Origin of the sequence: Streptomyces sp. NPDC001852, assembly GCF_042891825.1 — a bacterium.
Lineage (GTDB): Bacteria > Actinomycetota > Actinomycetes > Streptomycetales > Streptomycetaceae > Streptomyces.
The window spans coordinates 219,201-236,539 of the sequence record NZ_JBIATN010000003.1; the positions used below are offsets into that span (position 1 = coordinate 219,201).

Consider the following 17,339-nt stretch of genomic DNA (forward strand, 5'->3'; position numbering starts at 1 on the left):
TCCGGCCAACCAAAACCTATGACACGCGTGTAAAACTCAGGCCAAGCATTGGGTGTGTTCACCTCGCCGCCGTGCACTGTTCATGTCCGCGGGGCGTCGGCGCCCGGAATGTCTCCGCCGCTCACCGCGCGGCGGCGGGGTGAGCCGTGAGGAGGGGCTGGAGTGCGCCGCCGGTGCGCAGGCGGGCGACCAGGGGGCGGATCAGGGCGCGCAGGACCACGCCGGCGACGAGGGCCACGGGAGTGGCGATGAGGATGGCACCGAGAACGTCGTGCGGGTAGTGGTCGCCGACGTAGACGCGGGTGAAGCCCTCCAGCACCGTGCAGACCGCGGCTATGGCGGCGAGGCGGCGGTCGAGGAGGAAGAGGGCTGCGGCAGTGGCGGCCGCGGTGGTGGTGTGGCCGCTGGGGAAGGCGTAGTCGGTGGGCGCCGGGCAGCTGTTGACGTAGAAGTCGTGCGGCAGGGCGCGGCAGGGGCGGGGCTCGGCGACCAGCTTCTTGACGACCTCGGTGACGGCGAAGGCGGCCACGACCGCCACCGGGGCGGCCAGGGCGACGGCCATGGCGGAGTCGTCGCCGCGGCGGGCCCGCCACCAGCCGATCACCATCAGGACGGCGAAGACGCCGAGGCCTAGGTTGGTCGTCAGCGCGATCGGGGCGTTGAGCCAGTGGGTGTCACGGGCGAAGTCGGTGACCGAGGTGAACAGCGAGCCGTCGATGCGGGAGCCGTCGAAGGCGAGTTGCGCCGTGGCGTGAGGGGTCATCAGGCGATGTCTTTCGGGCAGGTGGAGACCGCGAGAACACCAGGATGCGGCAAGGTGAACGGCAGCCTAACATCTACACGCGCGTAAAAAATCACGGGAGGGCTCGGGGGCTCGGGGCCTCGAGGTGGCCCTGCTGGACGTGGAGCCGGTCGCCGCGCCGCACGCGTGCGGCCGACCGCTCACGAGGCGCCGATCGTCTCCAGCAGCTTGTGAAGGTCGTGGGCGGCCTCGGCACTCGACCAGGTGGCGGTGAGCAGGACGGCGGCGGTGGCGGCGGCCAGCAGGCGATGGCGGCCGAGGGGCGGCGCGAGCAGGGCGGCCACCCGGCGGGGCACGGGACCGGCCGTCGCGAGGCGGGTGCGGCGGCGGCCGAGGATGCCCAGGGCGGCACCGGGGAGACGGGAGCGGGCAGGGGTGTCACGGGCGGCGAGTGCGGCCTTGGCGACCGCTCGCGCGACCCGGCCGCGGTCGCCCGTGACGACGGCGGCGTTCTCGTCGGCCCAGCGTTCGGTCGTGTACGTGACCGCGGTGGCCAGCGGGCGCAGCAACGGGTTGGCGGCGGCACCGAGCTGGGCGAGGGCGACGAACGCGTAGTGGTGCGCGGCCAGATGGGCCCGCTCGTGGGCGAGCAGGATGGCGTGCTCGGCCTCGTCCAGGGTGTGCAGCATGCCGGTGGAAACGACGACCCGGCCGGGCAGTCCGGGCAACGCGAAGGCGTCGGGTGCCGGGTCGTCGACGACCACGAGTCCGTCACGCGACGGCATACAGGCCGCGTCCAGCGCGGCCGCGGCCAGCGACCCGGCACGGCGCCACAGCATCCGGGCGGCCATGACCAGCGCGCCACCGAGCAGCAGCCCGGCGAGCACGGCGACGGAGAGCTCGGTGGGGTCGTCGCGCCGCGCGGTGCTCAACGACCAGTGGCCCGGCCCGGCGATCAGCGGCACGCGGGTCAGTCCCGTGACGGCCAGCAGTCCGAGCGAGAGGGTGCTCGCCACCGCCAGGACCAGCGAGGAGACGGTGAGCAGCCAGGTCGCCAGGCGCGGCTCGCACCGCTCCGACAGCTGCCGGGCACCCAGCGGGGCGAGCAGGGGCAGCAGCAGCGGGAGGTAGACGAGGATGCGCATCCGGGGCCTCTTCGGGGTGCAGCGGTCGACGGCTCAGCGACTGGCGTCGGACTCGGGGCCGAGCAGCTGCCGCAGCAGGTCGGCGTCCGTGTCGGACAGACCGTCGGCGAAGCGGGCCAGCACGGCCTCCCGGTCGGGCCGCTCCTCCAGGACGGTACGCATGCGCCGGGCGGCGAAGCCGGCGTCGTCGGTGGCCGGGGCGTAGGCATACGCCCGTCCGCGCCGTATGCGGGTGAGCAGCTGCTTCGTATGCATACGGGTCAGGATCGTCACCACACTGCTGTACGTCAGCTCACCGCCGAGGCGCTCGGTGACCTCGCCCGGGGTCAGCGCGCCCTCGGCCCGCTGCAGCAGGGCGAGGATCTCGGCTTCCCGCGCGCCGTTGGGCAGCTTGGAGCCCCGCCCGTGTGTGTCGCCGTCCATCGGGTTCGTCGTTTCCTCGTCCGTCCGTTGCCTCGTCCACGGTCACGCAGAACTTCTACGGCCGTGTAAAGGATGCCGTACGAGGAGTCTGCCATGCGGCTCGCCGGCGGATCGCCCGCCGGGCCACGGACATGCCCGTGCCGTGTCTGTCGGCGGACGGCCCGGGGTCACGGCCGGTGGGGGGATGCGGTGGTGCCGGGAGGGAGGCTCAGGGCCGCCTTGGTCTGCCGGGTGCGTTCGTCGGCGAGGACTTCCGTCCGGCCCGCCTCGACGGCGTCGAAGGTCTGTCGGGCGATGACTTCCGGGGTGTTCTTGGCGCCGGTGACATGGGCGGCCATGTCCGTGTCGATGTAGCCGCAGTGGACGCCGACGACGAGGATGCCGGTGTCGTGGAGTTCGCCGCGGATCCCGTTGGTCAGGGCCCAGGCGGCGGCCTTGGAGGCGCTGTAGGAGCCCATCGCCGGGTTGGTGAACCAGCTCGCGATGGACAGCACGTTGACGATGGCGCCGGGCGCGTTGCCGATGAGCAGGGGTGCGAAGGCGCGGCACATGGAGAGCGTGCCGAAGTAGTTGACGTCCATCTCCGTGCGGGCGGCGTCCAGGTCGGGCGCGCCCAGCAGGGGGCTGTCGGTCAGCACCCCGGCGTTGTTGACCAGCAAGGTCACGTCCGAGCACGTCCCGGCCGCCGCGGCCACCCGGGCGGGATCGGTGACGTCGAGGCGGACGGGGATCACACCGGGCTCCACGACCGTCCGCGGGTCCCGGGCCCCGCCGTAGACGCGCCGGGCGCCGCGTTGCAGGAGCATCCGGGCCATCACCTGCCCGAGCCCGCGGTTGGCGCCGGTCACCAGCGCCGTCGACCCATGGATCCGCATGCCTTCACCCCTTGCCACGCGCGGCCGAATTCAGCGATCAGTCACCGGGAACCCGGCCTGGCCGTCGATGCCGACGGCGTCCGAGGCCGCGGCGTCGCCGATGCTCATGCCCGCCCGTCCTCGGGGTTGCCGGCGATCGGGGCCGTCCTGGCCGACGGAACGGCGGCCAGGAGCTCCGCCGCTTCGATCTCGATGCTGATGTCGGGCCGACCGCTGCCGCAGTGCACTCGGCCCAGGCCGCTGACAGTCTCGTCGAACACCACCACCGCAGCCCCCTCCGCGGACACGGGGCACACCCCGCCCGGCCGCATCCCCGCCCGAGCCAGCCGGCCGGCGTCGGCGGGGGACAGATCGGTGCGGCGGAGCCCGGCGGCGCGGGCGAGGGCGCCGTACCGCAGCCGTGTGTGGCCGGGCAGTGCCGCCAGGAGGAGACGGTCCTCGGGCGTGACGAATGCCAGCGTCTTGACGGTCCGCTCCAGCGGGACACCCAACGCGGCGCACACCTCCACCGGGCTGATCACGTCAGGGTGCTCATGCAGCCGGAAGGACACGCCGAGCGCGGTGAGGACCTCCGGCGGACCGAGGGGAGCGGGAGCGTTCACCTCGCCGAGATTACCGCGCGCGGACGGGAGCTGATCGCCCATTGGCCGATCGCCCGCCGCGGTGCGGAAGCCGGCGCCACGTGCTCCACGGGCCCGATGCCTCCCCGCCTCGGGCTCATCCCGTCACACCTGAGGCATGCCCGAAATGCCAGCTATGGAAGCTCTCGGTACGTTCGTCGCAGATCGGTCGTCCGGCCGACGCCCGTGACACAGAGAGAAGTGCCATGCCCTCGCGTACTTTTGCCGTGGTCGGCGCCGGAGTCGGCGTGACCGTCCTTGCAACCGCCGGCATCACCTATGCCTCGGCCGTCGGATCCGCCCCGGCGTCCCCGGCTGTCCACCGGGCGGCCCAACCCCGCCCCGCCCACCGGGCGGCTCAGCCCGCCCACCGCGCCGCCCGGCCTGCCCGGCCGGCGGCCCAGCCTCCCCAGCAGGCCGCTGCTGCCGCCGCTTCCTCGGGTGGCAGGGGCGAGGGACGCGACGGTGGCGGGCGCGGACGGGGTCGCGGGGAGGGCGGGAGGATCTACTTCAACGAACGGACGTACTCCGCCGAAGCCGAGGGCTGCATCACCGCCGGCGGATCGGGCTCCAGCTTCAGCGTTTTCAACGACAGCCGGAAGACCGTCGAGGTCTTCCGGGGCTTCAGCTGTGACAACGGCTCTCCGGTCGCCGTCGTGGGTCCCCACGGCGAGACCAGTGGCGTGGCGCCCCGCGCCGTCCACGAGGGCCTGTTCGGTTTCGGTGACGACGGCGTGGTGGGCAGCTTCCGGGTGGTCTGCGACCACGACGAGTGGTGACGGCGGCTCCGGGAAGCTTGACGTATTCATGACGCGGGCGACCGCATCCATCCGGCCACCGCCGGTGTCCTTCCCGGTGTCCGTGCCGTTGCGAGGAATGGAGTGCCATGGAAGGCACCGTGGTGGCGGTCGTCGTGGTGGCGCTGTTGGCGCTGCTCGTGCTCAAGAGCGGGATGCGGGTGGTCAACCAGGTGGAGCGCGGGGTCGTGTTCCGGTGGGGAAAGGCGCTGCCGGGCCACCGGCAGCCGGGCATCACCTTCCTGATCCCCTTCGCCGACCGCATGCGCAAGGTGAACGTCCAGGTCGTGACCATGCCCGTGCCCACCCAGGAGGGCATCACCAAGGACAACGTGTCGGTGAAGGTCGACGCGGTCGTCTACTTCCGGGTGACCGACCCCGTGCGTGCGGCCATCGAGGTGCAGGACTACGTCTTCGCCGTCGGGCAGGTCGCCCAGTCCTCGCTGCGGTCCATCATCGGCAAGAGCGATCTGGACGACCTGCTGAGTGACCGGGAGCGGCTGCACGAAGGGCTCGCGCTGATGATCGACAGCCCGGCCGCCGGGTGGGGCGTCCACATCGATCGCGTCGAGATCAAGGACGTCCAACTGCCCGAGTCCCTGAAGCGGTCCATGTCCCGGCAGGCCGAGGCCGAGCGGGAGCGGCGGGCCCGGGTCATCACCGCCGACGGTGAGTTCCAGGCCGCGCAGCAGCTCGCCAACGCCTCCAGGATCATGTCCGACACGCCGGAGGCCATGCAGCTGCGGCTCCTCCAGACCGTCGTCGAGGTCGCCGCCGAGAAGAACTCGACCCTCGTGATGCCCTTCCCCGTCGAGCTGCTGCGCTACTTCGACCGCGCCGTGCAGAAGATCGACGCCGACCTCAGCGTGCCCCGGCAGCAGCAGGCCCCCGCCCCGACTCCGGAGAGCTCCGCTCCGGAGAACGCCGGGCAGCCGTAGCCAGGGCCAGCGTCACGCACACCGAGCCCGCCGCCATCACCGTCATGCCCGCGGCGGGCGAGGTGAGTTGGGCCACCGCGCCCGCCAGCGAGGCGCTCACGCCCTGCATCGTCAGCATGCCGGAGGAGTGCAGGCCCAGGGCCTGGCCCGCGAGTTCCCCGGGGGTCAGGTCCATCAGCCGCTCCTGCTGGACCAGACTCGCGCAGAAGCCGGCCGAGGCGATCGTCACGCACACCGTCGCCACCGGCAGCGGGGGGTGCGCCGCGAACACCAGGTACGGCGTCGCCAGCAACAGCAGGAGAGGCGTGGCCAGGCGGCGCCGTACCGCGGGCGGCAGCAGTCGGCCCACCGTCACGTCCCCCGCGAACATGCCGAAGGCCCCGCAGGCGAAGAGGGTGCCGGCGGCGTGCGGCGCGTACGACACGTACAGGGACTCGCAGCCGACGACCAGGCCGTTGGGCAGCCACAGGCCCAAGTAGGTGAGGCGGCGCGGGCGGGACGACCACAGCAGGGCGTTGGTGCGCCAGGTCGCCGACGGGGAGGGACGGCCCCCGGCGCGGGGCGGGCGGTCGGTCAGGCCGAGGCGCAGGGTGAGCGCGGCCGGCAGGTACAGCGCCGCCGACAGCAGCAGGCAGACACGCGGGGAGAGCATGCCGAGCAGGGCGCCGCCGGTGCCGAACCCGGCGATCTGCATCAGCCCGTTCATCATGTTGAACAGCGAACGCCCGGGCAGATAACCGTCCTTGGCGAGGATCTCGTTCAGCAGGCCCCAGCGGACCCCGCCGCCGAGGGAGGCCACCAGGCCCAGGAGCAGTACGACACCGAAGAGCGCGCCCGTCGGCAGGCCGGGCACCGCCTGCACGGCCGTACCGGCCGAGAAGGCCAGCGCGATCACGGACAGCGCCGTACGCGGAGGCAGCCGGTCGGCGCCGGACAGCAGGAGGGTCGCGCCGAGCACCTGGGCGAGCGACGGGCCGAACATGCTCACCGCCGACAGCAGCGGCGAGCCGGTGGCCCGGTACACGAGCGTGGCCAGGGCCAGCCCGCCGAGGGTCTGCGCGGCGGTCTGCGCGGCCGAGCCGAGGAAGAGCGGGGTGAACTCCGGGGTGCGGAACAGGGACCGGTAGCTGGACATGCGGGGAGTTTCGGCAGATCGCGGGCGGCCTCGTTATTGTTTCGCCACAGCGCGAAAGGAAGAATGCGAAAGAAACAGCGCGCAAGGTCGTACGGCCGTCCGGGGGGTGCCGAGGTGGGGCTGTGGCAGCTCAACGCGGACACGCTCGCCCTCAGCCGGTTCGTCGTCTCGCCGCTCGCCGAGACCTTCGCCGGTCTGAAGCTGCTGCACACGCAGGACGCCGCGCATCCCGGCGAGCAGCAGTGGCTGCGCACCCATCTGCCCGCCTACCGCGCCCGGCTGGCGGCGGACCCGGTGACGGCGCTGCTGGTGCGGGCCGGGCTCGGCCGGGAGTGGATCGCCGACTTCCTGACGCCGGCGCCGCGGGACGGTGAGCGGTTCGCCGACGCGGTCGGCCGGGTGCGGGCCACCCCGCCCGACGCCGCCCGCGCCCATCTGCGCACCGCCCTCGCCGGCCCGCTCCCCGCCGAACTCGACCGGGAGGACCTGCCGGAGCGGGCGGCCGTACTCCTGGAGTGGGTGTGGGAGGCGACCGTACGGCCGTCCTGGGAGCGGCGCCGGCGGGTGCTGGAGGCGGACGTGGTCGCGCGGACCGCGCAGGTGAGCCGGGGCGGCTGGGTGAGAATGCTCGACACGCTGCGGCCCGGCCGCACCCGCTGGCTCGGCGGGAACCGGCTGCAGATCAACCTGCACGCGTACCCGCCCCGGGAGATCTCCGGGGCGGAGCTGGTCTTCGTGCCGGTGACCGTGCAGCGGGCGGGCTGGGTCGCCTGGGAGGACGGGGTGCGCTACGCGGCGGTCTACCCGTGCGCGGGCGTCCTCGCCGACGCCGGCGACCGGGTCGTCCCGGCCGCACTCCGCTCCCTGCTCGGCCCTGCCCGGGCCGAGGTCCTGCTCCTTCTCGCCTCGCCCATGAGCACCACCCAGCTGACGGCGGTGACCGGGCAGGGGCTGGGCTCGGTGGGGCGCCATCTGAGGGTGCTGCGGGAGGCGGGGCTGGTGGGGCGGAGGAGGGCGGGGCGGTCGGTGCTGTACGCGAGGACGGCGGCGGGGGACGTCCTGGCGGAGGCACCGGAGTCGGTGCGGGCCGGGGGCCGGGACGCCGGCCGGTGCTAGCCGGGTGCCGCCGCGCTACGAAACCGACGGCACTGCGGCACCCTCTTGGCCGTCTAGGGCCTGTCTGACAATTCGCGTCGTCGCCCGAAGGGCGGCCGCGCGGCGTCAGGTGCGTGCTCTGGGGGTCCCCCCGGCCGAAGGCTGGGGGAGTGCCGGCCCCAGACCCTCGTACTGGGCGTACTTGGGTCTGGGGCCGGTGCGGCGAGAGTGCGTGCATGGCGTCGCGCGGCAGACGGGAATTGTCAGACAGGCCCTAGGCTCCCTGTATGACCAACGTACTGAATGTCGAAATCGGTGCCCTGCAGGGCGGCCCCGCCGACCTCGCCCAATACGCCGGCCAGGCGGTCCTCGTCGTCAACGTGGCCTCCAAGTGCGGCCTGACCCCCCAGTACACGGGCCTGGAGAAGCTCCAGGAGCGGTACGCCGACCGCGGCTTCACCGTGCTGGGCGTGCCCTGCAACCAGTTCCTCGGGCAGGAGCCCGGCACCGCCGAGGAGATCGCGGAGTTCTGCTCGGCGACGTACGGCGTGACCTTCCCGCTCACCGAGAAGGTGGAGGTGAACGGCGAGGGCCGGCACCCGCTGTACGAGCGTCTGGTGGGCGTCGCCGACGCCGAGGGGCACAGCGGCGACATCCGCTGGAACTTCGAGAAGTTCCTGATCGGGCGGGACGGCACGGTCGTCGCCCGGTTCTCGCCGCAGACCGAGCCGGAGTCGGACGCGATCGTGGCGGCCATCGAGGCCCAGCTCGGCTGAGCACGGCTTGACCTTGCCCCTGGGGCAGGGCCGAGCGTCCCTGTCACCGGGCGGCGGATCCGCCCGGTGACGGAGGATGACACGGTGGACGACGACCAGCTCACCGAGGACGGGCTCGCCGAAGGCCGACTCACCGACGACCTGCTGACCATCGGCGCGTTCGCCGCGCGGGCCCGGCTGTCGGCAAAGGCGCTGCGCCTGTACGACCGGCTCGGCCTGCTGGCACCGGCGCATGTCGACGACAGCAGCGGCTACCGCTACTACCGCGCCGGCCAGGTCGAACGCGCCCGCCTGGTAGCCCTGCTGCGGCAGCTGGACATGCCGCTGGCCCGGATCGCCGAGGTGCTCGGGGCCGAGGGGCCCGAGGCCGCCGGCCGGCTCGCCGCCTACTGGGCGGACGTGGAGAGCCGGGTCGCCGGGCAGCGGACGCTCGCCGAGTACCTCCGTGGACGGCTGTCCGGGAGGAGCTGCGAGATGTACGAGAAGTTCGTGATCGAGACCGTGGACGTGCCGGCGCAGGTGGTGATCACCGAGTCGCGGCACACGCTGGCGGACGAGCTGCCGACCTGGATCGGCGCGTCGCTGGGCCGGCTGGAGGAGGCGGCGCGGGAGTGCGGGGGCATGACGGGCGCGCCGTTCGTGGTCTACCACGCCGAGGTGTCGATGGAGAGCGACGGCCCGGCGGAGTCCTGTGTGCCGGTGGCCGACGAGGCGGCGGCGCGGGCGTGGGCCGCCGGGCGGGGGCGGGCCTGGGAGACGACGGTACGGGTGGAGCCTGCGACCCGGCTGGCCTACACACGGATCGCCAAGGCGCAGGTGGCGCATCCGCAGATCCTGGCCGCCTTCGAGGCGGTGGAGCAGTGGATGGCCGGGGAGGGCCTGGAGATGGCCGGCCCCTGCCGCGAGGTCTACTTCGCCGACTGGGACGCGGCGGGCCCGCAGGACCCGGTGTGCGACGTGGCGTTCCCGGTGCGATAGCGGGTTCAGGGCCGAGCCCTCTCGGCAAGGACGGCGACTCGTCGAGAGGGCTCTTCTGGTGGTGCGTGTGCAGTTGTCGAGATGGTCAGGGAGATCCCCTTACGCCTTGACCGAGGTCACGAAGGCGTTCCACGCGTCGGTGGGGAAGGCCAGGATCGGGCCCTCGGGGACCTTGGAGTCACGGACGGCGAGTTCGGCGGCGGTGGGCGACTTGACCTCGACGCAGGCGCCGTTGCCCGCGGAATAGGAGGACTTCATCCACGTCTCCGAAGCGCCCTGAATCAGTGCCATGTCCACTCCTGTTGCGAGTTGCGATAGTGCGGTTCACGCCAACCTTGTCGTCTGATTGGCGTGATCGACGCTACCGGGCAACCGCCTCCGCTGGAGTAGTCGTTCACTCAACCGGATGGCATATTCCAGGGGAGCCTTCCATTGAAGTGGACCTTCGGTGTACGATCCGGCGCCCTCCGTGACGGCCCTCATTCCGCGTAGAGCTTTGCCACCTTCGCAATGAACTGCCGGGATTGCTCCACATTGAGGGACTGTGCCCGCAGATGTTCGTACATCACGGCGTACTTCTGCACGTCCTGGGCCTTCTCCAGGTACAGGTCGCTGGTGACGCCCTCCAGGTACACCACGCTGGAGTCGGCCGCGTCGGCGAACTCCAGGATCGCGTACTGGCCGTTGAGCCCCGGATGCGCGCCCACCTCGAACGGCAGCACCTGCACGGTGACGTGCGGCAGCTGGGACATCTCGATCAGATGGTCCAGCTGCTCCCGCATCACCAGCCTGCTGCCCACGACGCGCTTCAGCGCCGCCTCGTCGAGCACCACCCACAGCCGGAGCGGGTTGTTCTCGGCGGTGATACGTTCCTGTCGGCGCATGCGCACCTGCACACGCTTCTCGATCTCGGCCGTCGACGTCTCCGGCAGCGCGCCCTGCACCAGGGCCTCCGCGTAGGCGCGGGTCTGCAACAGACCGGTGACCAGCTGGGGTTCGTACACCCGCAGCGACTCGGCGTCGGTCTCCAGCCCGATGTACACGCTGTAGGGGATGTCCCCGAAGGTGTGCCACCACCCCTGCTGCCGCGAGTCCCGGGCCATCTCCATCAGCGAGTCGACGATCCGCTGGTCCTCGACCTCGTACACCCCGCAAAGGTCGCGCACATCGCGCTGACTGATGCTGCGCCGGCCGTTCTCCAGCCGGCTGATCTTCGACTGCGACACCAGCAGTCGTTCCGCCACTTCCTCGGCCGTCATGCCCTTGAGCTCGCGGAGCCTGCGCAGCTCCTGGCCCAGCCGGCGCCGCCTGACGGTGGGATTGACATTGGACGCCACGGGACGTGCACCTCCGGCTGCCTGCCTGTTGCTTAACACTTTCCGTATCTGCTGCTGAGCAGACTGCCACCAAGGTGCTTTCTACCGCTGGGAAATGGTGGATATGCGGCGCGTACGCGTCAGTTCGCCACGGCTCGCCACCCGATGGGGTGCCCGGACGCGGTCGAGCGGGACGGCGAGGTCCCGGGGAAGGACCTCACCGCCCCGCTCGACCAGCGGCTCCCGAACCGGGTCTGGGGCGAACCGGGGTTACGGCTCAGAACCGGAGTTGCGGCTCACGGCCGGGTTCACGGCTCAGTGGGCCACGGCGCGTGCCATGGATCCGTGGCGCGGCTGCATCGGAACCCCGCGTGCCGGTTCCGGCGCGGACCTGGCACCGGCCGCGCCCTGCCGCCCTGTGGCGGCTGGGCCCCTGCGTGGCTGTGCGACAGCGCCGTTCTGCACGTCCATCACGGCGTGCGCGACAAGACCGCCCATGGGGTCGTGCCGGATGAGATCCCGCAACCGGGACCGGGACGAACGTCCCTCGTTCCCCGGGTACAGGTGCTTGCCGAGTCCGACGGCGTGCGCCAGGGCGGCGAGCGCCGCGGTCCGCGGGTCCGGCGGTACGCCGGTGCGGATCGCGGAATCCAGCCGGGCTCGGATCTCCCGGCTGATGGCGGTGTCCGTCGCCTGATAGCGCGTCGTCGGCAGCACCCCGCACATCTGCCCCGGTACGGCGGCGACCATGCCGCACCGCTCCAGATGCGAAAGGTACGTCTGACGGAGCCCCAGCCGGGGCCCGCCGATCCAGTGGACGGCACGCACGGGAGCGCCACGCCTTCGCAGCAACTCCAACGCGCAGTCCAGAGTCGGATCTCCAGTCGGCCGTGGCACCACCACGGCGATACGATCCCCGTCTGGGGCTATCCGTCCGGCCAGCGCCAGCTCCACTAGCTGTGCTCCGGCCAGACCGAGGTCGAGCGACTGCGGCTGCGCAGTGGTACCCGTGGCCGGGTCCAGTGCCAGCAGCAGAAGCTCCTCCGGAAGTGTTCTGCGGCTCCTGCCCATCCATGCCTCCCCGCGTGGATGAATGACAGGGTGACCCCTCTCACATTGGTCTGTCGAGGGTGCGTGACCGGTTCGTGAGGGAACCGGTAGGTATGTCGTTCTCGTCTACCGCAGGGGCCAAGCCCTCACACAGGACACTGGTACATGGTTCGGACAGGGCGCGCGCGTGGGCGGGCGCCGCACGGAGGAGGCATCGGTGGCGGGCGAGTCCCCCGACAGGTCGAAGCAGCGCGCGTCGTCGGCAGAACCGACGTCGGGGAGCGCGGGTCCGGTTCCCGAGGCACGCGATCCGCGCCTCGCCGTCTCGCGACAAAAGGATTCCTCGCCCAGCGGCGTGGACACCGCGACGAAGGTCCTGTCGGTCCGTGACATGAAGACCCCCGCCCCGGAAGCCCCGTCGGAGGACACCGACCTCCGCGAGGCGGTCTCGTCCTGGGTCCGCGACGCGGCCCCCGCAAGTCCCGAGCGGCCGACCGAGGATGAGCCGGAGGCGGAGAAGACCGGGACCGGGGCCGAGGAGGCCGAGACCGCCGACGAGAAGGCCGACGCGGACACGGAGACGAGCGCTGACGCGGCCTCGGACACGGACACGAGCGCTGACGCGGCCTCGGACACGCAGGCGGAGGCGGAGGCGGAGAGCGAGGCGGACGCCGACCAGGACGCCGGGCAGACCGACGAGCCCGAGGAGAAGGCAGCCGCGGAAGCGAAGTCCGAGGCAGATCCGGAGGCTGACACGGACGCGGAGGCCGAGGCCGACACGGACGCGGAGGCCGAGGACGCCGACGGCGGGGACGCCCCACAGGGGCCACCCGCAGCCGACGACGAGAGCCACACGGGTGGTGCGGAGGGGAACACGGACGCCGAAGGCGAAGCCGAGGCGGAGCAGGACGAGGACGGGCCCGAGGACGCCGACGGCGGGGACGCCCCGCAGGGCGACCAGCCCACCACCGTCTTCAAGGCCGTCACGCCCAAGCCGCAGGTCGACCAGCCCACGACCATGCTCAAGGTCGGCGGCAAGCCGAAGACCCCCAAGTCCCCGGAGTCCGACCCCGAGCGCACCAGCAAGTTCGTCGCGCTCAAGAACGACATGGCCCCGGCCGCGAAGCCCGCTGCCGCGCCGGACGCCACCACCCCCGTCCCCCAGGTCGGCCCCGAGCGCACCACCCAGCAGCCGCTCCCCCCGAAGCCCCCGCTGGACCTCCTGGCGGAGCTGACGAACACGCCGCCGCCTCCGGAGACCGCGGTCCGCACGATCGTGCGCCGGATCAAGATCTGGACCCCCCTGGTCCTGCTCCTGGCGATCGTCTTCGCGGTCGTACAGACCCTCCGTCCGCTGCCCGACCCCACGCTCGACCTCACCGCGAAGGACACCTACACCTTCGCCGGCGGCAAGGTCGGCATCCCGTGGCCGACCACCGGCCAGGCCGCGCTCGACGTCCAGGGCATCGGCACGTTCGGCAACTCCGGCGACCAGAAGCCCGTACCGATCGCGAGCGTCGCCAAGGTGATGACCGCGTACCTCATCCTGCGCGACCACCCGCTCAAGAGCGGCCAGGACGGCCCGAAGATCACGATCGACAAGGCCGCCGAGCAGCAGTCGGACGCGGGTCAGGAGTCCACCGTCCGCGTCACGGCCGGTGACCGGATCTCCGAGCGCGAGGCCCTGGAGGCCATCCTCCTGCCCTCCGCCAACAACGTGGCCCGGCTGCTCGCCCGCTGGGACTCCCGTTCGGAGCAGGCGTTCACGGAGAAGATGAACGCCGCCGCCAAGAGCCTCGGCATGACCAACACCAAGTACACCGACCCCTCGGGCCTGACCGCCTCCACGGTCAGCACGGCGGTGGACCAGGTGAAGCTGGCCCGGAGGGCGATGCAGCAGCCCGTCTTCCGCGAGGTCGCGGCGATGATGTCGTACGACGACTACAAGGGCGTGAACCACCCCAACTACAACCGCCTGGTCGGCCACAACAACGTCGTCGGCATCAAGACCGGCACCACGCCCGCCGCCCTCGGCAACCTCGTCTTCGCGGCGAAGCAGCAGGTCGGCGGCGAGACCCGCACCATCATCGGGGCCGTGCTGCGCCAGCCCGCCGGCGGCTTCGACCACACCATCATCAGCGGGGTCCTGGACGCGGGCGACAAGCTGATGCGGGCCGCTCAGGGCGCCCTGGAGTCGGTGGCGATCGTGAAGAAGGGCGATGTGGTCGGGTACGTCGACGACGGCCTCGGCGGCCGCACCCCGGTCGTGGCGACGAAGGACGTCACGGCGGCCGGCTGGTCGGGGCTGACGGTGAAGCTGTCCTTCACCTGGGGCAAGGTGCCGCACACCGCGAAGGCCGGCACGAAGGTCGGCTCGCTCACCGTGGGTGACGGTACGGCCGGTGCCGTCGCGGTGCCGGTGGCCCTGCAGAAGGATCTGGCCCAGCCCGGCTTCGGCGCCAAGCTGACCCGTCTGGGCTGAGTCCGCACCCGGTCGTCACCGGTACGCACCCCGCCGACGGAGACCCGCGGCGGGGTGCGTACTCCCCGGAGGCGAGCCGCGCCGGGAAAAGGCGCGCGTGCTAGCGTCACGAATCGGGGCAGGTCGCCGGTTCGGGGACAGGGCCGCGAACTGGACGGGAATCAGCCGGGAACACCGTGGAACACGGCCGAGAACAGAAGACGGGACACGGGGAGTGCCTTCAGGTGGCCACAGCCGAGCCGACACGCGCCGACGACGCCGATCCGGGCCCGGGATCCGGCCCGCGAATACGCCTGTCCGAGGCTGACCCGGACGGTCGCGAGGAGCGCACCGACCGCCCGGACGGCCGTACCGACGGTGACGGCCCCGACGCGCCCCCCGGCAGGGTCGCGCGTCTCCTCGTCTCCGCCGAGCCCCTGCGGCAACGGCTGCTCCGGCACCCCGTGCTGTCCGTGACGGCCCTCGCCGGGGTCCTGCACATCGCCTGGTTCTTCACGTTCGCGAACAGTGGTGGCGATCTCGCGGCGCAGGACGCCTGGGCGGAGTTCGTCGGCCGGCACCCGGACTCGGCGTACAACCTCGCCTGGTACGGCGGCATGCACCCGGTGTCGTACAGCGTGGTGTCGCCGTATCTGATGGCGGTCCTCGGCGTCCGTACGACGATGATGATCGCCGGGACCGTGTCGGCGGGTCTGCTGACCATGGTCCTGATCCGCAGCCGGGCGGTGCGGAACCCGCTGTGGGCCTCGCTCGCCGGGGTCGTCGCGCTGCTGTGCAACGCGATCTCCGGCCGGGTGACCTTCGGCCTGGGCACGATGTTCGCGCTCGGCGCGGTCGCGGCCGTCTTCTGCTGGCCGCACAAGTGGCGGTACAAACGCTGGGCGAAGGCCGCGGTGGCCGCCCCGCTGGCCGGTCTCTCCACCATGGCCTCGCCCGTCTCCGGCCTGTTCGTCGGGCTGGTCGCGGTGGCGCTGTTCCTGCAGAAGCGGCGGCCGGGCGCCTGGGCGCTGGGCCTCGCCCCGACGGTGGTGGTCGCCGCCTCGTACTTCCTCTTCCCGTTCTCGGGCACCCAGCCGATGACCATCGGCTCGGTGATCCTTCCCCTGGCGTACGGACTGCTGTGCCTGTTCCTCGTCCCCCGGGAGTGGGTGACGGTCCGGCTGGCGGCGGCCGTCTACAGCATCGGCGTGGTCCTGGTGTGGCTGATCAGCTCGCAGATCGGGTCGAACATCTCCCGGCTGCCGATGCTGTTCGCGGGTGCGACGCTGGTGGCCGCGCTGCCGTTCACGGTGCCGAAGTCACGCAAGTGGTACACGACCGTGCTGGCGCTCCTCGGCTTCGCCGGCTGGATCGGCTTCAAGTCGGTGGACGACATCATCCATACGACGCCGGCCGCGTCCTGGGCCCGCGAGCTCGCCCCCCTCGTGCACCAGCTGCAGAAGGCCGGTGCCGAGAAGGGCCGCGTCGAGGTGGTCCCGGCCCGCTCGCACCGGGAGGCCTCCGCACTCGCGCCGTACGTCAACCTGGCCCGCGGCTGGAACCGGCAGGCCGACATGGAGCGCAACCCACTCTTCTACGACGACACCCTCAACTCGGCGAACTACCACGAGTGGCTGCAGCGCTGGGCCGTCCACTTCGTCGTCCTGCCGAAGGACAACCCGGACGGCGACGGCGGTGAGCGCGAGCGGCAGCTTCTCCAGCGCGGCATGCCGTATCTGAAGCAGGTGTGGGGCGACGCCAACTGGCAGCTGTTCCAGGTGACCGATGCGACGCCGCTCGCCGAGCCCCACGCGGTGGTGGACCGCGCCGAGCAGGGCGAGATGACCCTTCAGGTGCGCAAGGCCGGGCGGATCCTGATCAGGATCCCCTACTCGCCGTGGCTGAGCATCGTCGACGAGCACGGCAAGAGCCTGAAGCCGCCGCAGCTGGTCTCCTCCGGTCCGCCGAAGACGTACCGGAACGTCAACGGGTGTCTGACGGAGACGCCTCAGGACGCGAACGGGGACAAGTGGACGATGCTGCTCGCTCCGCGGGCCGGCACCTACCGGCTGGCCGCGCCGTACCAGCTGCCTCGCGGTACGCCGTGCCCCGACGAGCTCAAGTAGAGCTGCGCAGCTCGGCGACGTAGGTGTCCGTGCCGGGAATGGTCGGGATGAACGGCGCCACCAGCTCCACCCTCCCCAGCCCCGACTCCGCGACCTCCGTGTCCAGGCCCGTGAAGTGCTGCTCCCAGCACTCCCGTGGGTCACGCTCCAGGAACCACAGCAGCGTCACCCGGGTGTCCACGCCCTCGACCTGCTTGACGTAGGTCATGCGGTCGCCGGGCAGCGGGGTCGGCCGGAAGACGGTGACCATCGCGGCCGGGGAGCCGGACAGCCGCTCCGGCAGCCGGCGGTCGCGCAGCCGGCGGAGCAGTTCCGCCCGCTGCCGCGGCGACTCGCTGTCGATCACCTCCAGCACCAGCCCGGCGTAGGGGTGGTCGAGGGCGTGGACGTCGCGCGGGCCCGCCGCACCGTCGCGGTAGACCGTGGTCTCGTGGTCCTGGAAGGCCGTGAAGACGTGGGTACGGTCGTGACAGACGCGGGCGTCGCGGTTCAGGCGCCTGTTGATGGCGACGGTCCACTTCATGTGGTCGTCGTAGCGGCCGGCGGTGATCCAGTAGGTGGAGAGGTAGCAGCCGGCCGTGACGGGCTGGGCGACGGCCGACTTCTCGGGGTACCGCAGGAGTTGCAGATCCCGGGTCGCGACCCAGCGGCGGCCCGCGTACATCCAGGGCATGGCCATCGCACCGGCGTAGTAGTGGTCGTCCTCGTACCAGCGGTTGTAGGCGTACTCGTGGCCGGGGTGCGGCTCGACCATGGTGATCAGGGCGTGGCCGGGCCGGACGCCGTACGGCCCTACGGCGGCCAGCTCGCCGTACACCTCGCTGCGGGTGTCCTCGCTCATCCCGTTCCCCTTTCCTGCGGT

At 71.8% G+C, this 17,339-nt stretch carries 17 protein-coding genes; 7 read left to right on the forward strand and 10 right to left on the reverse strand.

Annotation, left to right across the window (positions count from 1 at the left end; genetic code table 11):
* Window positions 1-121: 121 nt before the first annotated feature.
* From ACFYZB_RS06335 to ACFYZB_RS06355, 5 genes are all read right to left on the reverse strand, one after another.
* Window positions 122-763 (reverse strand): phosphatase PAP2 family protein, encoded by a 642-nt coding sequence (locus ACFYZB_RS06335; RefSeq protein WP_388754969.1) that lies wholly within the window; start codon window positions 761-763, stop codon window positions 122-124.
* A gap of 179 nt (window positions 764-942) precedes the next feature.
* On the reverse strand, window positions 943-1,887 hold the full coding sequence (locus ACFYZB_RS06340) for a M56 family metallopeptidase (protein WP_388754971.1): 945 nt from the start codon (window positions 1,885-1,887) through the stop codon (window positions 943-945).
* 33 nt (window positions 1,888-1,920) lie between these two features.
* Window positions 1,921-2,310, reverse strand: coding sequence for a BlaI/MecI/CopY family transcriptional regulator (locus tag ACFYZB_RS06345; RefSeq protein ID WP_388754973.1), 390 nt, complete (start codon window positions 2,308-2,310; stop codon window positions 1,921-1,923).
* A 167-nt stretch (window positions 2,311-2,477) separates the two neighbouring features.
* Window positions 2,478-3,185: an SDR family oxidoreductase gene (locus ACFYZB_RS06350; RefSeq protein WP_388754975.1), complete on the reverse strand. Its 708-nt coding sequence runs from the start codon at window positions 3,183-3,185 to the stop codon at window positions 2,478-2,480.
* A 104-nt stretch (window positions 3,186-3,289) separates the two neighbouring features.
* Window positions 3,290-3,787: an aminoacyl-tRNA deacylase gene (locus ACFYZB_RS06355; RefSeq protein WP_388754977.1), complete on the reverse strand. Its 498-nt coding sequence runs from the start codon at window positions 3,785-3,787 to the stop codon at window positions 3,290-3,292.
* 266 nt (window positions 3,788-4,053) lie between these two features.
* Here ACFYZB_RS06355 and ACFYZB_RS06360 point away from each other — a divergent pair, with 266 nt between their 5' ends.
* Both ACFYZB_RS06360 and ACFYZB_RS06365 read left to right on the forward strand, forming a co-directional pair.
* The gene (locus ACFYZB_RS06360) at window positions 4,054-4,584 is read left to right on the forward strand and encodes a hypothetical protein (RefSeq protein ID WP_388754980.1); all 531 of its coding nucleotides are present in this window, start codon (window positions 4,054-4,056) and stop codon (window positions 4,582-4,584) included.
* A 107-nt stretch (window positions 4,585-4,691) separates the two neighbouring features.
* Complete coding sequence (locus ACFYZB_RS06365) at window positions 4,692-5,540, forward strand: slipin family protein (protein ID WP_388754983.1); 849 nt, start codon at window positions 4,692-4,694, stop codon at window positions 5,538-5,540.
* On the opposite strand, the gene ACFYZB_RS06370 is transcribed toward ACFYZB_RS06365, so the two are convergent.
* Window positions 5,464-6,675 (reverse strand): MFS transporter, encoded by a 1,212-nt coding sequence (locus ACFYZB_RS06370; RefSeq protein ID WP_388754986.1) that lies wholly within the window; start codon window positions 6,673-6,675, stop codon window positions 5,464-5,466. The two genes, ACFYZB_RS06365 and ACFYZB_RS06370, sit on opposite strands and share 77 nt — an antisense overlap.
* Window positions 6,676-6,789: 114 nt before the next feature.
* Here ACFYZB_RS06370 and ACFYZB_RS06375 point away from each other — a divergent pair, with 114 nt between their 5' ends.
* From ACFYZB_RS06375 to ACFYZB_RS06385, 3 genes are all read left to right on the forward strand, one after another.
* Window positions 6,790-7,791 (forward strand): ArsR/SmtB family transcription factor, encoded by a 1,002-nt coding sequence (locus tag ACFYZB_RS06375; RefSeq protein WP_388755643.1) that lies wholly within the window; start codon window positions 6,790-6,792, stop codon window positions 7,789-7,791.
* Between the two features lie 266 nt (window positions 7,792-8,057).
* Window positions 8,058-8,546 (forward strand): glutathione peroxidase, encoded by a 489-nt coding sequence (locus ACFYZB_RS06380; RefSeq protein WP_388754989.1) that lies wholly within the window; start codon window positions 8,058-8,060, stop codon window positions 8,544-8,546.
* Between the two features lie 84 nt (window positions 8,547-8,630).
* Window positions 8,631-9,524 carry a MerR family transcriptional regulator gene (locus tag ACFYZB_RS06385; protein ID WP_388755646.1) on the forward strand — a complete coding sequence of 298 codons (894 nt, stop codon included), beginning with the start codon at window positions 8,631-8,633 and terminating at the stop codon, window positions 9,522-9,524.
* A gap of 99 nt (window positions 9,525-9,623) precedes the next feature.
* Here the strand turns inward: ACFYZB_RS06385 and ACFYZB_RS06390 are convergent, their stop codons facing one another.
* The 3 genes from ACFYZB_RS06390 to ACFYZB_RS06400 all read right to left on the reverse strand — a co-directional run bounded on the left by ACFYZB_RS06390 (window position 9,624) and on the right by ACFYZB_RS06400 (window position 11,911).
* Entirely contained in the window at window positions 9,624-9,815 is a 192-nt protein-coding gene (locus ACFYZB_RS06390; protein ID WP_351206218.1) for a DUF397 domain-containing protein, read from the reverse strand.
* Between the two features lie 188 nt (window positions 9,816-10,003).
* The gene (locus ACFYZB_RS06395) at window positions 10,004-10,861 is read right to left on the reverse strand and encodes a helix-turn-helix transcriptional regulator (RefSeq protein ID WP_351206220.1); all 858 of its coding nucleotides are present in this window, start codon (window positions 10,859-10,861) and stop codon (window positions 10,004-10,006) included.
* A 294-nt stretch (window positions 10,862-11,155) separates the two neighbouring features.
* Window positions 11,156-11,911, reverse strand: coding sequence for a GPP34 family phosphoprotein (locus ACFYZB_RS06400; RefSeq protein ID WP_388754992.1), 756 nt, complete (start codon window positions 11,909-11,911; stop codon window positions 11,156-11,158).
* 334 nt (window positions 11,912-12,245) lie between these two features.
* Here ACFYZB_RS06400 and ACFYZB_RS06405 point away from each other — a divergent pair, with 334 nt between their 5' ends.
* Together ACFYZB_RS06405 and ACFYZB_RS06410 are read left to right on the forward strand one after the other, a co-directional pair.
* Window positions 12,246-14,372, forward strand: a complete 2,127-nt coding sequence (locus tag ACFYZB_RS06405) for a D-alanyl-D-alanine carboxypeptidase (protein WP_388754994.1) — start codon at window positions 12,246-12,248, stop codon at window positions 14,370-14,372.
* Between the two features lie 224 nt (window positions 14,373-14,596).
* A complete protein-coding gene (locus ACFYZB_RS06410; RefSeq protein ID WP_388754996.1) occupies window positions 14,597-16,477 on the forward strand; it encodes an MFS transporter in 1,881 nt (626 codons plus the stop codon).
* Here the strand turns inward: ACFYZB_RS06410 and ACFYZB_RS06415 are convergent.
* Window positions 16,470-17,318 carry a hypothetical protein gene (locus ACFYZB_RS06415; RefSeq protein WP_388754999.1) on the reverse strand — a complete coding sequence of 283 codons (849 nt, stop codon included), beginning with the start codon at window positions 17,316-17,318 and terminating at the stop codon, window positions 16,470-16,472. The two genes, ACFYZB_RS06410 and ACFYZB_RS06415, sit on opposite strands and share 8 nt — an antisense overlap.
* Between the last annotated feature and the right edge of the window lie 21 nt (window positions 17,319-17,339).

Coding starts and splice junctions, on each gene's coding strand:
- ACFYZB_RS06365 (WP_388754983.1), top strand. CDS start 4,692: ATGGAAGGCACCGTGGTGGCGGTCGTCGTGGTGGCGCTGTTGGCGCTG.
- ACFYZB_RS06400 (WP_388754992.1), bottom strand. CDS start 11,911: ATGGGCAGGAGCCGCAGAACACTTCCGGAGGAGCTTCTGCTGCTGGCA.
- ACFYZB_RS06380 (WP_388754989.1), top strand. CDS start 8,058: ATGACCAACGTACTGAATGTCGAAATCGGTGCCCTGCAGGGCGGCCCC.
- ACFYZB_RS06350 (WP_388754975.1), bottom strand. CDS start 3,185: ATGCGGATCCATGGGTCGACGGCGCTGGTGACCGGCGCCAACCGCGGG.
- ACFYZB_RS06345 (WP_388754973.1), bottom strand. CDS start 2,310: ATGGACGGCGACACACACGGGCGGGGCTCCAAGCTGCCCAACGGCGCG.
- ACFYZB_RS06415 (WP_388754999.1), bottom strand. CDS start 17,318: ATGAGCGAGGACACCCGCAGCGAGGTGTACGGCGAGCTGGCCGCCGTA.
- ACFYZB_RS06370 (WP_388754986.1), bottom strand. CDS start 6,675: ATGTCCAGCTACCGGTCCCTGTTCCGCACCCCGGAGTTCACCCCGCTC.
- ACFYZB_RS06340 (WP_388754971.1), bottom strand. CDS start 1,887: ATGCGCATCCTCGTCTACCTCCCGCTGCTGCTGCCCCTGCTCGCCCCG.
- ACFYZB_RS06335 (WP_388754969.1), bottom strand. CDS start 763: ATGACCCCTCACGCCACGGCGCAACTCGCCTTCGACGGCTCCCGCATC.
- ACFYZB_RS06390 (WP_351206218.1), bottom strand. CDS start 9,815: ATGGCACTGATTCAGGGCGCTTCGGAGACGTGGATGAAGTCCTCCTAT.